This is a genomic window from Salipiger sp. (assembly GCF_048261495.1).
GTDB lineage: Bacteria > Pseudomonadota > Alphaproteobacteria > Rhodobacterales > Rhodobacteraceae > Salipiger.
The window spans coordinates 1-13,997 of sequence record NZ_JBLXFX010000001.1; the positions used below are offsets into that span (position 1 = coordinate 1).

General features: G+C 66.1%; 14 protein-coding genes. 6 read left to right on the plus strand and 8 right to left on the minus strand.

Annotated elements, in window-relative coordinates; translation table 11 throughout:
- Positions 1-705: 705 nt before the first annotated feature.
- The 3 genes from msrQ to ACN0RJ_RS00015 all read right to left on the minus strand — a co-directional run bounded on the left by msrQ (position 706) and on the right by ACN0RJ_RS00015 (position 3,816).
- Positions 706-1,365: a protein-methionine-sulfoxide reductase heme-binding subunit MsrQ gene (gene msrQ / locus ACN0RJ_RS00005; RefSeq protein WP_417723015.1), complete on the minus strand. Its 660-nt coding sequence runs from the start codon at positions 1,363-1,365 to the stop codon at positions 706-708.
- Positions 1,362-2,267 carry a protein-methionine-sulfoxide reductase catalytic subunit MsrP gene (msrP, locus tag ACN0RJ_RS00010; protein WP_417720504.1) on the minus strand — a complete coding sequence of 302 codons (906 nt, stop codon included), beginning with the start codon at positions 2,265-2,267 and terminating at the stop codon, positions 1,362-1,364. Before msrP ends, msrQ begins: the two co-directional genes overlap by 4 nt.
- Positions 2,268-2,334: 67 nt before the next feature.
- The gene (locus ACN0RJ_RS00015) at positions 2,335-3,816 is read right to left on the minus strand and encodes an FMN-binding glutamate synthase family protein (RefSeq protein ID WP_417720505.1); all 1,482 of its coding nucleotides are present in this window, start codon (positions 3,814-3,816) and stop codon (positions 2,335-2,337) included.
- A gap of 112 nt (positions 3,817-3,928) precedes the next feature.
- On the opposite strand from ACN0RJ_RS00015, the gene ACN0RJ_RS00020 reads away from it, so the two are divergent.
- Together ACN0RJ_RS00020 and ACN0RJ_RS00025 are read left to right on the plus strand one after the other, a co-directional pair.
- Entirely contained in the window at positions 3,929-4,366 is a 438-nt protein-coding gene (locus ACN0RJ_RS00020) for a DUF302 domain-containing protein (RefSeq protein WP_417723016.1), read from the plus strand.
- A gap of 270 nt (positions 4,367-4,636) precedes the next feature.
- Positions 4,637-6,049: a calcium-binding protein gene (locus tag ACN0RJ_RS00025; protein WP_417723017.1), complete on the plus strand. Its 1,413-nt coding sequence runs from the start codon at positions 4,637-4,639 to the stop codon at positions 6,047-6,049.
- Between the two features lie 303 nt (positions 6,050-6,352).
- On the opposite strand, the gene clpB is transcribed toward ACN0RJ_RS00025, so the two are convergent.
- Positions 6,353-8,968 carry an ATP-dependent chaperone ClpB gene (gene clpB / locus ACN0RJ_RS00030; protein ID WP_417723018.1) on the minus strand — a complete coding sequence of 872 codons (2,616 nt, stop codon included), beginning with the start codon at positions 8,966-8,968 and terminating at the stop codon, positions 6,353-6,355.
- A gap of 198 nt (positions 8,969-9,166) precedes the next feature.
- Here clpB and ACN0RJ_RS00035 point away from each other — a divergent pair, with 198 nt between their 5' ends.
- Together ACN0RJ_RS00035 and pyrF are read left to right on the plus strand one after the other, a co-directional pair.
- Positions 9,167-9,475 carry a hypothetical protein gene (locus ACN0RJ_RS00035; RefSeq protein ID WP_417720509.1) on the plus strand — a complete coding sequence of 103 codons (309 nt, stop codon included), beginning with the start codon at positions 9,167-9,169 and terminating at the stop codon, positions 9,473-9,475.
- Between the two features lie 51 nt (positions 9,476-9,526).
- A complete protein-coding gene (pyrF, locus tag ACN0RJ_RS00040; protein WP_417723019.1) occupies positions 9,527-10,243 on the plus strand; it encodes an orotidine-5'-phosphate decarboxylase in 717 nt (238 codons plus the stop codon).
- Between the two features lie 4 nt (positions 10,244-10,247).
- Here the strand turns inward: pyrF and ACN0RJ_RS00045 are convergent, their stop codons facing one another.
- Positions 10,248-10,514: an NfeD family protein gene (locus ACN0RJ_RS00045; RefSeq protein WP_417720511.1), complete on the minus strand. Its 267-nt coding sequence runs from the start codon at positions 10,512-10,514 to the stop codon at positions 10,248-10,250.
- Positions 10,511-11,416 carry an SPFH domain-containing protein gene (locus tag ACN0RJ_RS00050; protein ID WP_417720512.1) on the minus strand — a complete coding sequence of 302 codons (906 nt, stop codon included), beginning with the start codon at positions 11,414-11,416 and terminating at the stop codon, positions 10,511-10,513. The genes ACN0RJ_RS00045 and ACN0RJ_RS00050 overlap by 4 nt, the downstream gene beginning before the upstream one ends.
- A gap of 196 nt (positions 11,417-11,612) precedes the next feature.
- Between ACN0RJ_RS00050 and ACN0RJ_RS00055 the strand changes: the two genes are divergently transcribed.
- A complete protein-coding gene (locus tag ACN0RJ_RS00055) occupies positions 11,613-11,927 on the plus strand; it encodes a hypothetical protein (RefSeq protein ID WP_417723020.1) in 315 nt (104 codons plus the stop codon).
- A gap of 14 nt (positions 11,928-11,941) precedes the next feature.
- Here ACN0RJ_RS00055 and ACN0RJ_RS00060 read toward each other — a convergent pair whose 3' ends face one another.
- Positions 11,942-12,331, minus strand: coding sequence for an NUDIX hydrolase (locus ACN0RJ_RS00060; protein WP_417720514.1), 390 nt, complete (start codon positions 12,329-12,331; stop codon positions 11,942-11,944).
- A 68-nt stretch (positions 12,332-12,399) separates the two neighbouring features.
- On the opposite strand from ACN0RJ_RS00060, the gene ACN0RJ_RS00065 reads away from it, so the two are divergent.
- Positions 12,400-13,653 (plus strand): DNA polymerase IV, encoded by a 1,254-nt coding sequence (locus tag ACN0RJ_RS00065; RefSeq protein WP_417720515.1) that lies wholly within the window; start codon positions 12,400-12,402, stop codon positions 13,651-13,653.
- A 4-nt stretch (positions 13,654-13,657) separates the two neighbouring features.
- On the opposite strand, the gene ACN0RJ_RS00070 is transcribed toward ACN0RJ_RS00065, so the two are convergent.
- Positions 13,658-13,987 (minus strand): DUF3775 domain-containing protein, encoded by a 330-nt coding sequence (locus tag ACN0RJ_RS00070; protein ID WP_417720516.1) that lies wholly within the window; start codon positions 13,985-13,987, stop codon positions 13,658-13,660.
- Between the last annotated feature and the right edge of the window lie 10 nt (positions 13,988-13,997).

Here is a 13,997-nt window from a genome sequence, read left to right on the forward strand (position 1 = left end):
CGCCCGCACATCTCTTCAGATATTGGCAATGTCAAAGAGCGTGAGAGACAAAACCAGACCGGTGCGCCCTAACTTGCCGGCGCGCCGCCCGTCATACCTCTCGAATTTCCGTCCCGCCTTCCGGTTCGTCAAACCCTCAGCAGCCTCGCTGCCTCCCGTCCTCCGCCCCGTCCGGCGTCCCGTCGTGCGCCTCAGCGCCGCCGGTGAGGGGGGTTTTACGGTTAGGGGCGGGGGTCCGCAAGCGCTTTTTTCGGGTTCTGTCATCTTTTTTTCATTTAGGATGATTATCGTTTAAATTCAGGTGGTTGAGCGTGAGTTTCTCTGCCGATGTCCGGTTTCCCCAGGGTCAGTTTCGCGATTTCCTCCGTTTCCTGACGCTCGATTCACCATGAATTCGCGTTGCCCACAGGGTTATCCACCGGCGCCCCGATCCGAACCTGCCGGGGGGGCCGACTCTCCCCCGGCAAAACCTGCGCCGGAACCCAAGATTTTTCGCCGACTCGCCGGAGCGAGGGGCAAAAATTTGGCCTGACTCCCGTGCGGCAGACCGCGAATCCCGGTTTTCGGTCCGAATCTGACGGAAAATGCGGAGTCGCGTGAATCGCTCGGCGCCCGATTCTGGGCGGACAGCCCGAAAACCTGCTCAACACGCGGGCGGTTTGCGAAGGATTTCCCGGAAACGCCGGAATCGGCCTGCGGAAGACCTCAGCCGACGCTTCTCCGGCGGGTAGTCGAGCGATTCACCGCCGCGGGCAGCCGCAGGAGCAGCAGCCCCCCGATGATGCCGGCATAGACCAGCGGCTCGATCCGGAACCCCTTGGCGAGCAGGATGTAGTGCAGCGCCGCCAGCAGCGCGACGACGTAGGTGGCCTTGTGCAGGCTGCGCCACGTCCGCCCCAGCCGGCGCACCGAGAGATTGTTCGACGTCGCCGCCAGCGGAATCAGCAGCACGAGAGCCGCCATGCCGATCGTGATGTAGGGGCGTTTCACGATGTCGGCCCAGATCTGCGAGGGCAGCTGTACGTCGAGCACCATCCACACGAGGAAATGCAGCACGACATACAGAAAGGCGATGAGCCCGATGGCGCGGCGGAACTTCAGGAGGTTGAGCCCGGCATAGCGCCTGAGCGGCGTGATGCAGAGTCCGGCGATCAGAAGTTGCAGCGCCCATTCGCCAAGCTGGTGTTCGAGCGCCTTGATCGGTTCGAAACCGAGCCCTCCGGTCAGCCCCTGCCAGAGCAGCCAGGCCGCCGGAATCGGACACATTATATATAGGGCCCCAGCGGGGACCTTTCGCGCGGTGCGGTTGACCGCCCCGACCACCCCGTCACGCAGCCCGGCCAGTCGCGAGTCGGCTGCGCTCAAAAATCCTTCTCCAGGTCCATGCCCGCGTACAGGCCCGCCACCTCGTCGGCATAGCCGTTGAACATGAGCGTCTCCTGCCGGCGCGCGAACAATCCGCCGCCGACGCGCTGCTCGGTCGCCTGGCTCCAGCGCGGATGGTCGACTTCGGGATTGACGTTCGAGTAGAAGCCGTATTCGCGCGGACCGGCCTTGTTCCAGGTGGTCGGGGGCTGGGTGTCGGTCAGGGTGATCTTGACCACCGACTTGATCGACTTGAACCCGTATTTCCACGGCACCACCAGCCGCAGCGGCGCGCCGTTCTGGTTCGGGATGTCCTTGCCGTAGAGTCCCGTCGCCATGATCGTCAGCGGATTGAGCGCCTCGTCCAGCCGCAGCCCCTCGACATAGGGCCAGTCCAGCACGCGGGAGTTCTGGCCCGGCATCTCTTCGGGCCGCAGCAGGGTTTCGAAGGCGACGTAACGGGCAGAGGACCGGATCCCCGCAAGATCCAGCAGGTCCGCCAGTTCGAACCCGTTCCACGGCACGACCATCGACCAGGCCTCCACACAGCGGAAACGGTAGATGCGTTCCTCGATGGTCATCTTCGACAGGATGTCCTCGAAGGCATAGTCCCCGGGGCGATCCACCAGACCGTCGATCGTCACCGTCCAGGGCGAGGTGGTCAGCTGCCCGGCATTGCGCGCCGGGTCCTGCTTGCCCGTCCCGAATTCGTAGAAGTTGTTGTAGCCGGTGATCTCTTCCCAGGTGTTGAGCTCGAGCTCCGGCGCATCGGCGGCGCGTGCGCCGGTCGCTCCGGCCACGGCGAGGCCCGAGAGCCCCGCCAGCAGCGCCCGGCGGTTCAGCCAGGCCGCCTCGTCGGTCACGTCGCGATCTTTAAGGGTTCCGGTCCAGCGCAGCGCCATGTGTCTCTCCTATCCCGTGTTCGGGAAAAGGTATCCCGACACCGGCATTCCGCAAACCAAAGCCTTGTCACTTTGAGGTGTCCGGCCTGTAACTCGGGCGGATCTTGTTGAACGGCACGGAGGAGCCGTCGGCCTGCACGATCCGCACGTGCCGCCGCCGCATCAGCCTCGGTTCGGACACGCCGACCGAATGCGCGATGGTCTCGACTTCCTTGATGACCGCCTTGGCGTAATTGGCGACCTTGACGTACTTGTCCTCGACCACGAGCCCCTTCTGCAGGCCGGGATCGTGGGTGGTGATGCCGGTCGGGCAGGTGTTGCGGTTGCACTTCAGCGCCTGGATGCAGCCGAGCGAGAACATGAAGCCCCGCGCCGAGGTGACGAAATCCGCGCCGAGGCAGATCGCCCAGGCCACGTCCGCCGGGTTCACCAGCTTGCCGCTCGCGATGATGCGGATGCGGTCCTTGAGCCCGTGACGGTCGCGCAGGTCGACGATGCGCGGCAGCGCCTCGCGGATGGGCATGCCGACAAGGTCGATCAGCGGCATCGGCGCGGCGCCGGTGCCGCCCTCTCCGCCGTCGATGGCGATGAAATCCGGCGCGCTGTCGGCGCCGCGTTCCACGATCAGCCTGAACAGGCCCTCCCATTCATCCGAAGAACCGATCACCGTCTTGAACCCGACGGGCTTGCCCGAGACCTCGCGGATATGGCCGATCACGTCGAGCAGATCGCCGAAATCGTCGATCTCGCGGTGGCGGTTTGGCGAAATGCCGGGCTGGCCGATCTCCAGCCCGCGGATCGCCGCGATCTCGGCGTTGACCTTTTCTCCGGGCAGGATTCCGCCCTTGCCGGGCTTGGCGCCCTGGGCGAGCTTCAGCTCGAACATCTTCACCAGGGGGTTTGCCCCGACCTGCGCGAGCTTCTCGTCGTCGATGCCGCCGTCCTTGTCGCGGATGCCGAACTTGGCGGTCCCGATCTGGTAGACGAGGTCGCAGCCGCCGAGCTCGTGATAGGGCGCAAGCCCGCCCTCGCCGGTGTTGAACCAGATCCCCGCCCGCGCCGCGCCCCGGCTCAGCGCCTCGACCGCGGGACGGGAAATGGCGCCGTAGCTCATGCCCGAGATATTGTAGATCGACCGCGCCACGTAGGGCACCTTGGCGGTCGGCCCGATCACCATCGGTTCGGTCAGCGAGAACTGGTCGTCCAGCGGCGGGAAGATCGCGTTCACGAAGATCGGCGTCCCCGGCACGTTCAGATTGCGGGTCGAACCGAAGGCAACCGTGTTATCCTTGCCCCTCGTGGCGTGGTAGACCCAGTCCCTCTGCGCGCGGTTGAACGGCATCTCCTCGCGGTCCATCGCAAAGAAATACTGGCGGAAGAATTCCCCGAGCGAGGTGAACAGCCCGCGGAATCGCCCGATCACCGGGTAGTTCCTGCGGATCGCGTCCCCGGTCTGGGTCCGGTCGATGAAGAACAGCACCAGCGCGATCAGCACGGCAGCGCCGATGGCCGCGACGAAGATCAGCGAAAGGACCTGTAATGCATACATCGCGGCGCCCACGGTCAGACCTCATATTCATTGGTTTGCATGAAACGGCAACAGCCTGTATTTCCTGCATCCTACAAGGGCCGGAAACTTCGGCAACCACCGGGAGGAAAGAATGAGACCTTTGCTTGCGATAATGTCGCTGATCGCGGCGCCGGCCCTGGCCGGGACCGCCGTCACCTACGACACCGACCAGAGCTTCGACGACGTCATCTTCGGCCTGGAGAACGCGATCATCGACGCGGGCCTTGTCGTCGACCACGTCAGCCACACGGGAGAGATGCTGGAGCGCACCCGCGCCGATGTCGGCTCGGACGTGGTGATCTTCGATCAAGCCGATGTCTACAGCTTCTGTTCCGCGCAACTGTCGCGCGAGGTGATGGAGGCCGACCCGATGAACGTCATGTTCTGCCCCTACGACATCTTCGTCATCGTGCGGCACGACGCCCCCGAGGTCACGACCATCGGATTCCGCGCCTATCCCGAGGGCGAGATGCAGAAGATCCAGAACCTGCTGGACGGCATCGCCCGCGCCGCCATCGGCCGGGACTAGGCCGACCGAATCAACCGCGCCCGGCAGAGTGCTGCCCCGGAGTGGGGCGGAGACAGTTTTCCGCGATTTCAGCCGTTGTTCATGAAATCGAAACGCTCTCCCCGCGATCCTGCCCTTCGTGGCATCAACATCGTGATTTCGCCACAAATTCTGCACATTCCGGGAAGGCGCGGTTAACCTTTCCCGGTGGCGACCGCGCGGGCTCCGGAGCCTTGCAGGCGCGTCGTCATCGTGTGGGGGCACAATGACGGATCTGAGGGCAAGACGACCATGAGCATTATTTTCGGGACGGCGGGACAGGACAGCCTGACAGGCACGGGCAGCCGGGACGAGATCGACCTGCTGGCCGGGGACGACTACTACTTCGGGGCCAACGGCGCCGACCTGATCTTCGGCGGCCTCGGGCGCGACACCATCGTGGGCGGCAACGGCTCGGACGAGGTACACGGCGGCGAGGGTGACGACAGCATCATCGGCGCCTGCGGTCACGACACGCTCAGCGGCGATGACGGCAACGACACGCTCAGCGGCGGAAATGCGAACGACGTGCTGCTCGGCGGCGCGGGGCTCGATTCCCTGCGCGGCGGCAACAACGACGATTCCCTGTCCGGCGGCGGCGATGCCGACTACCTGAGCGGCGACAGCGGCAATGACACGATGGACGGCGGCGACGGCGACGATACGCTGATGGCGGGCAAGGGCCACGACCTGATGACCGGCGGCGACGGGGCCGATGTCATCGTGATCGACGGCTGGCTCACCGGGAACGACACGCTCACCGATTTCACGCTCGGGACCGATCTGATCGACCTCACCACCATCACCGTCTCGGACATCTCGCAACTCGTCATCCAGGATCTCGGCGGCTCCGCCCTGATCCGGTTCCAGGACGGCAATTCGCTCGAACTGACCGGGGTGAGCGCGGCAAGCCTGAGCAATGACGATTTCATCCTCAGCGTGGCGCCGGACCCGCTCGAAACCGGCGACGGCGGCGACACCGTGACCGGCACCGCGGCGGGCGACACGATCGACGGCATGGACGGCTCGGATTCCATCGACGCGGCGGGCGGCAACGACGTGGTCTACGGCGGCACCGGACAGGACACCCTGCGCGGCGGCGACGGCAACGACCTGCTCGACGGCGGCTCGGGCGAGGACAAGATCCACGGCGGCACCGGCGACGACACCATCCTCGGCGGTTCCGACAACGACCTGCTTTTCGGGGACGAGGGCAACGATCTGATCGACGGCGGAAACAAGAACGATCGCCTGTACGGGGATGCGGGCAACGACACGCTGATCGGGGACAACGGCAACGACCGGATCTGGGGCGGCGGCGATTCCGACCTGCTCGATGGCGGCGCCGGCAAGGACACGATGGACGGCGGCAACGGCAACGACACGCTGAACGGTGGCCAGGGCGAAGACCTGATGACCGGCGGCGGCGGGGCGGATGTCTTCGTCTTCCAGCAATACAGCAACCACGACACCATCACCGATTTCGAGGATGGCGCGGACCTCATGGACATGAGCGGATTCGCCGACATCGGCATCACCGGCTTCGGCGATCTGGTCATCCTACAGGACGGCAGCGACGTGGTGATCCGTGCGGGCCTCTATCACAGCGTCACCCTGCTCGACACGCAGGCGGACGACATCACGGCGGACGATTTCCTGTTCTGATCCGCGTGGATCGCGGGCATCGAACGACAGGAGGCCGCCGGTTGTCCCGGCGGCCTCCGGCAATTTCGGACGAGCGGCCCCAAGCCGCGCGGCGAGGTGGCAATCCCCCCTTGCGGCAGGCCCGGCGCGTCGATCAGGTCCTGCCCCGTGGTGCTGTCGGACGCGGGACCCTGCGCGCAGCCGGTTTCCCCGAAAGCCGGGTACGCACCGAATCGATTGCAAACACATCGAGCGCGCCGGGCCGGCAGACGTGAAAAGCCCGGCCTCCTTCAAGGCCGGGCTTCTGTTCGAACGGGCATTCCGTCAGTGGACAACGGCATCGTCCGGCTTCGGCCGGTTGGTCGCGCCGACCCGGTCGCCGATGATCAGCCCCTCGGTTCCGGCGCTGACCGGCACCGTGTCGCCGTCCATCACGTCCCCGGCCAGGAGCATCTCGGCCAGCGGATCCTGGAGCGCCCGCTGGATCACCCGCTTGAGCGGCCGCGCCCCGAACACCGGGTCATAGCCTTCGTCGGCGAGCCAACTCTTGGCCGTGCCGTCCAGCTCCAGCCGTATCTTGCGGGCCGCGAGCCGCTTGAGCAGCCGCGCAAGCTGGATATCGACGATCCCGCCCATGTCCTGCCGCTTGAGACGGTCGAAGATGATCGTCTCGTCCAGACGGTTGAGGAATTCCGGCCGGAAATGCGCCCGGACCGCATCCATCACGTCGCGCCGCGCCTGCGAGGAATCCGCGCCTTCGGGCAGCTGCGACAATGCCTGCGAGCCGAGGTTCGACGTCAGCACGATCAGCGTCTGCTTGAAGTCGACGGTGCGGCCCTGACCGTCGGTCAGCACCCCGTCGTCGAGCACCTGTAGCAGCACGTTGAACACGTCCGGATGCGCCTTTTCGACCTCGTCGAACAGGACCACCTGGTAGGGCCTGCGCCGCACCGCCTCGGTCAGCACGCCGCCCTCGTCATAGCCGACATAGCCCGGAGGCGCGCCGATCAGACGGGCCACCGCGTGCTTTTCCATGAACTCCGACATGTCGATGCGCACCATCGCGCTGTCGTCGTCGAACAGGAATTCGGCAACGGCCTTGGTCAGTTCGGTCTTGCCGACGCCGGTCGGCCCGAGGAACAGGAACGAGCCAAGCGGCCGGTTCTCGTCGTTCAGACCCGCCCGCGCCCGCCTCACGGCATTTGCCACGGCGCGCACCGCCTGGTTCTGGCCGACGACCCGCTTGTGCAGCCCGTCCTCCATCCGCAGCAGCTTCTCGCGCTCGCCCTCCAGCATCCGCGTCGTCGGGATGCCGGTCCAGCGTTCGACCACCTGGGCGATCTGCTCCGGGCGCACGGCCTCTTCGACCAGCACGTCATCCTCTGCGGATTCCGCTTCGGCGAGCTGTTTTTCAAGCTGCGGGATGATGCCGTAGGACAGCTCCCCCGCCTTGGCCAGATTGCCCTCGCGCTTGGCGATTTCCAGATCGGCCCGCGCCTTGTCGAGCTTCTCCTTGATGTCGCGCGCGCCGGCCAGCTTGTCGCGCTCGGCCTGCCACTTGGCGGTCATCTCCGAGGATTGCTCCTGAAGGTCGGCCAGTTCCTTTTCCAGCTTTTCGAGCCGGTCCTTCGAGGCCGCGTCGTCTTCCTTCTTCAGCGCTTCTGCCTCGATCTGCAGTTGCAGGATCGTACGGTCGAGCTGGTCCAGTTCCTCGGGCTTGGAATCGACCTCCATCCGCAACCGCGACGCGGCTTCGTCCATCAGGTCGATGGCCTTGTCCGGCAGGAAGCGGTCGGTGATGTAGCGATGCGACAGCGTCGCCGCCGCCACCAGGGCGGAGTCGGTGATCCGCACCCCGTGGTGCAGTTCGTACTTCTCCTTGATCCCGCGCAGGATGCTGATCGTATCCTCGACCGTCGGTTCCTGCACCATGATCGGCTGGAACCGCCGCGCCAGGGCCGGGTCCTTCTCGACATGCTTGCGATACTCGTCGAGCGTGGTCGCCCCGACGCAATGCAGTTCACCCCGCGCCAGTGCCGGTTTCAGCAGGTTCGACGCGTCCATCGCGCCGTCCGCCTTGCCCGCGCCGACCAGCGTGTGCATCTCGTCGATGAAGACGATGATCTCGCCCGCGGCGGATTCGATCTCCTTCAGGATCGCCTTCAGACGTTCCTCGAACTCGCCGCGATACTTCGCCCCGGCAATCAGCGCCCCCATGTCGAGCGCCATCAGCCGCTTGTTCTTGAGGCTTTCCGGCACGTCGCCGTTGACGATGCGCAGGGCGAGGCCCTCCGCGATCGCGGTCTTGCCGACGCCCGGCTCCCCGATCAGCACCGGGTTGTTCTTGGTCCGGCGCGACAGCACCTGCATCGAGCGGCGGATTTCCTCGTCGCGCCCGATGATCGGGTCGATCTTGCCCTGTTCGGCGGCCTCGGTCAGATCGCGCGCGTATTTCTTCAGCGCGTCATACCCTTCCTCGGCATTGGCCGAATCGGCGGTCCGACCCTTGCGGATGTCGTTGATTGCCTCGTTGAGATGCTGCGCGGTGACCGCCCCGGCCTCCAGCGCCTCCTTGGCGGCGGATTTGACCATCGCCAGCGCCATCAGGATGCGCTCCACCGGGACAAAGCTGTCGCCGGCCTTCTTGGCGATCTTCTCCGCCTCGTCGAGCACCTTGCCCGTGGCCTGGTCGAGATAGACCTGACCGGCATCGCCCGACACCTTGGCAATCTTGTTCAGACGCACGTCGAGCGCATCCACCACACGTTTCGGGGCACCGCCCGCGCGGGTGATGAGGTTGGTCGCCAACCCCTGCTCGTCGTCCATCAGGGCCTTCAGGATATGTTCGGGCGCCAGCCGCTGGTGGCTTTCCCGCATGGCGATTGTCTGCGCGGCCTGAATGAACCCGCGCGACCGCTCCGTGAACTTCTCCAAGTTCATCGTCGATTCTCCTTCCAAAAGCGCCCGCCTGCAATTCTCCGCGCCTGGCTTCGCAGCACGCGGGATCTTCGGGCCTCGGGTCGAAGATGGTCGCTGGCGGGGCCCGGTTCAAGATCATTCCGCCGCGAAATCGTGCTCCGGAATGCACCGGACCTTAACCCGGCCGGGCGCAGACTGTCCGGACCGGAGGTTGCCGCAATGCATGTGGAAAGATTCGAAATTCACGGTTTCGACGGGCCCGAGCCGGAGGGGATGCAGCCTGGCACCGTCTCGCTCATCGCCCTGAACGGCCGGATCGAGGTGGCGCTGACCGCGCCGCCCAGGGTTTCGCCGTGGAAGACCGGGCGCAACCGGCGCATCCTGGCGCGCGCGCTGGAGCAGGTCCTCCGCCTGCCGGAGTTCCGCTCGGGACAAAGCGCGCTGTCGGTCGCGCCGGGCCTGCTCGACCGCGCGCCGCCGCCCCTGCCCACCCCGCCGGAGGCCGCCGCGCCCCACGCGCAGGGTTGACGACCGGGCCGCATGCTCGCATCAGGGGCAAAACCAAGGGAGAGCGCCCCGATGTCCGATGACCGCCTGATCGTAGCCCTCGACGTGCCGAACGCGCTGCAGGGGCTCAATCTCGCCTCAGAGATCGGCGATGCCGTCTCCTTCTACAAGATCGGCCTCGGGATGCTGACCGGCGGCGGGCTGGCGCTGGCCAACGAGCTGAAACAGGAACACGGCAAGCGCATCTTTCTCGACATGAAGCTGTTCGACATCGGCGCGACGGTGGAAAATGCGGTTCGCGGGCTGGCCCAGTACGATCTGGATTTCCTGACAGTTCACGGCGATCCCCACGTGGTGCGCGCCGCCAAGGAGGGCGCCTCCGGCAAGGTGACCCAGATCCTCGCCGTCACCATCCTCACCTCTCTCGACCGCAAGGATCTCGACGACGGGCTGATCCTGCCGGGCGATATCGCGGATCTGGTGGTGCAGCGCGCCGCACGCGCCTTTGCCGCCGGGGCCGACGGCGTCATCGCCTCTCCGAACGAGGCGGCCGCCATCCGTGCGCTTCCGGAATCCGAGGGCAAGCTCATCGTGACCCCGGGCGTGCGCCCGGCAGGCAGCGCCGATGACGACCAGAAGCGCATCGCGACCCCGGCCAGTGCCATCGCCGCCGGTGCCGATCACATCGTCGTCGGCCGCCCGGTCTGGCGTGCAGAAAACCCGCGCGCCGCCGCGCTCGCCATCGCGGCCGAGCTGCGCGCGCCGCAGGCGGATCTTCCGAACGGCTGAGGGCTCAGTCCTCGTTGATGTCGCGTTCCCACAGCTTGACCTGGCCCTTGCGGACCCCGACGAGCTGGCGCAGCGCGATCCAGGACAGCAGGGACACCACGGCAAAGATCAGCACCAGCCAGGGCCAGCCGGCGGCGTAGCCGACCAGCAGCCAGATGCTGACCGCCGCCGCGCCCAGCCCGAAGCCGAGAAAGATGAACCCCGGGGCGAACATTTCCAGCACCAGGAGCAGCACCGCGGCCGAGGCCCAGATCCACCACAGATGAATCATGTCTTGCGGCCCTTCAGCATGCCGAAGGCATCGGCAAAGGCGTCCATCGCGTTGGCCGGCAGCACGATGGTCTGCTTGCCCTCGCCCTTGCCCAGCGCGACGAGGGCCTCGACCTGCTTCAGCGCCACCTGGTATTGCGCCGCCTCGAGCCCGTTCGCGGCGATCGCCGCGGCGACGGTCTGGGTCGCATAGGCTTCGGCGTCGGAGGAGATGCGCCGCGCCTTGGCCTCCTGTTCGGCCGCGTAGAGCTGCGCGTCGGCCGCCAGTTCCACGGCCCGCTTGCGGCCCTCTGCCTCGGTCACCTGCGCGCGGCGGGCCCGTTCGGCGTTGAGCTGCTGAAGCATCGCATCACGGGTCTGCTGATCGAGGTTGACGTCCAGGATCTCGGCCCGCGTCACCTGGATTCCCCAGTCGTCCACAGCATCCTCGACATTGCTCTTGATCGTGGAAATCAGCGCCGAGCGGTTCGACTGCACCTCGTCCAGCTCCATCTTGCCGATCTCGGCCCGGACGATCCCGGCCACCGTCGTGGCGATGGCGCCGTCGACGTCGCGGATGCGGTAGACGGTCTTTTCCGGTTCGAGGATGCGGTAGAAGACCGATGTATCCACCTGCACCAGCACGTTGTCGGCGGTGATGGCATCCTGGCTCGACGTCGGAAGCTGGCGCTCGAGGATCGACACCTTGTGGCGGACCTTGTCGAGGAAGGGCACGATGAAGTTGATCCCCGGTCCCAGCACCGCGCGAAGCCGCCCGAACCGCTCCACCACGTGCTTTTCCGCCTGCGGCACGATTCGCACGCCGAGGAAGATCGACAGGATGATGAAGATCGCGATCAGCAGAATCACGATGTTTCCGCCGCCGTTCAGGAAAATCTCGGCCAGAATGTCGTCAATTTCCATCGTTTCCACGCCCTTGCTGCAAATGCCGACACTATGATCCCCCTCGTCGCGCCGCGAAAGCTCTTTCGCAAGGGCTGGTTTTCCTCCGTTGGCAAGCATTACACGCGCATGTGAAGGAACTTATCCACATGTGTTGCCGTTAAGCATTCAATAAGCGCTACAATGCTAGCAAGACACGATGGCAGGAGCAGATTCCATGACCTCGACACCGACACAACTTGGCGAAGTCACCTACAACGCGGCGGAACAACGTTTCGAAGCGCTCGTGACCTTTCACACCGACCGCGGCCGCGTCCGCGTGGCCAGCTTCTTCGACGCCCCGATGTCGACCGGCTACGACAGCGCCGCGCGCGGGCTGAAGACGCAGGCGATGCGCATGCTCGACAAACCCGATGCGCTGCAGTCGCGCCTGCGGACCAACTCGGTCGGCCCCGACCGCGAACGCCCGCGCAGCGGCTTTCTCGGATGGCTCACCGCCCGCCGCCAGCGCGCCGAACAGCGCGCCGCCTGACCTGCCGCCGGGGTTCAGACCCCGGCCAGATAGGCGCTCAGCATCTCGCGGAAATGCGGGATCGCGTCGTCCCGCGCGACAAACACGTCGGGCGGCATCATCATCCAGCCTTCGCCCTCGCCGCCCCAGACCACGTCGCGGATGCGGTCCTGCGGCAGGTGCGCGGCAAAGAACCAGCTTTCCCCGTGCGCCCGCCGCCAGGTGAGCGCGCCCTCGGGTATGCAAAGGCCGACTTCCTCGAAGGTTTCGCGCCGCGCGCAATCCTCCGGGCGCTCGTCGCCTTCGCGGCCACCGCCCGGGAAATCCAGCATGCCCGGATAGGGAATGCCCGGCTTGTGATCGCGGCGCAGGACGACAAGGTCCTCCCCCAGAAACAGCATGAGTTTTGCGCCGGCGAAGTGCATGGCGTGGCCTCTCCCCGAAATCGGGCTTATAAGGGGCTAGGTAACCATCTGCGCCGGAATTACCAGCCATGCCCGCGCTGTGCCGCGACTGCCTGACCGAATTCGATGACGGAACGCGCTGCCCGGCATGCGGGAGGCCAAGGATCGTGCGCCACGCAGAGTTGCGCGAACTCTCCATCGCCCACATGGATTGCGATGCCTTCTATGCCAGCGTCGAAAAGCGCGACAATCCGGACCTTGCCGACAAGCCGGTCATCATCGGCGGCGGCAAACGCGGCGTCGTGTCGACCGCCTGCTACGTCGCGCGGATCCGGGGCGTGCGCTCGGCCATGCCGATGTTCCAGGCGCTGAAGCTCTGCCCCGACGCCGTCATCATCAAGCCGCGCATGTCGGTCTATGCCGAGGTGTCGCGCATCGTGCGCGGCTTCATGGAGGAGCTGACCCCCGCCATCGAACCGCTGTCGCTGGACGAGGCCTTTCTCGACCTCTCCGGCACCGCGCGGCTGCACGGCGCGCCTCCTGCCGTGATGCTCGCCCGGCTGACCCGACGGATGCGGGACGAGGTCGGCATCACCGGCTCCATCGGTCTGTCGCACAACAAGTTTCTTGCCAAGATCGCCTCCGACCTCGACAAGCCGCGCGGCTTCTCGGTGATCGGCCGGGCCGAGACTCAGGCCTTTCTGCGCCCGAAACCCGTCCGGCTGATCTGGGGCGTCGGGCAGGCGACGCAGGAGGCACTGGACCGCGCCGGCATCCGCACCTTCGAAGACCTCCTGCGCTGGGACCGCGAGGCGCTGACTGCGCGCTTCGGCAGCATGGGCGACCGGCTCTGGCACCTGGCCCGGGGCGAGGACATGCGCCGCGTGACCCGCGACGCGCCGATGAAATCCATCTCGAACGAGACCACCTTTCACGAGGATACCGCCGATCCGGACATCCTCGACGGGCACCTGTGGCGCATGTGCGAAAAGGTGGCGGACCGCGCCAAGGCCAAGGGGCTGGCAGGCCGGGTCGTGACGCTCAAGGTCAAGCGCTCGGATTTCACCCTGATCTCGCGCCGCCAGTCGCTCGGCGATGCGACGCAGGTGGCGGATCGGCTCTACCGCACCGCGCGCGGCATGTTCGACCAGCTCGGCAACAAGGGGCCGTACCGCCTGCTCGGCGCGGGTCTGTCCGATCTCGTGCCCGCCGACCAGGCCGACCGGCTGGGCGATCTGCTCGATCCGCAGGCCGCCCGCCGCGCCGGCGCCGAACGCGCCACCGACGCGATCCGCGCGAGGTTCGGCGAGGATGCGATCCTGAAAGGCCGCGCGCTGCGCTGACCTTTCAGCTTCCTCGGTTCAGCAGTTCGTCCTCTTCCTCGCTGGAATCGTATCCCAGCGCTTCGAGCCCGGATTCCAGATGATCGGCGACATGCGGCGTGCCGATCAGATAATCCGCCGTCGGGGTCGAGGCTTCGGCCAGCGCCGTGGCATAGGCTTCGTCCCACTCCTCGGCGTCGAAGGCATCCCGCCCGATCCACATGATCGCCACCAGCGCCGCCTGCTCCTCTTCGCTCATCCGGTCGATGAAGCCGCGCAACTCGCCCTCGGCCCGGCCCAGTTCGCGCGCCATCAGGATGACGGCCGCCACTTTCCGCACGCTGATCTCTTCCATGTCCGCCACT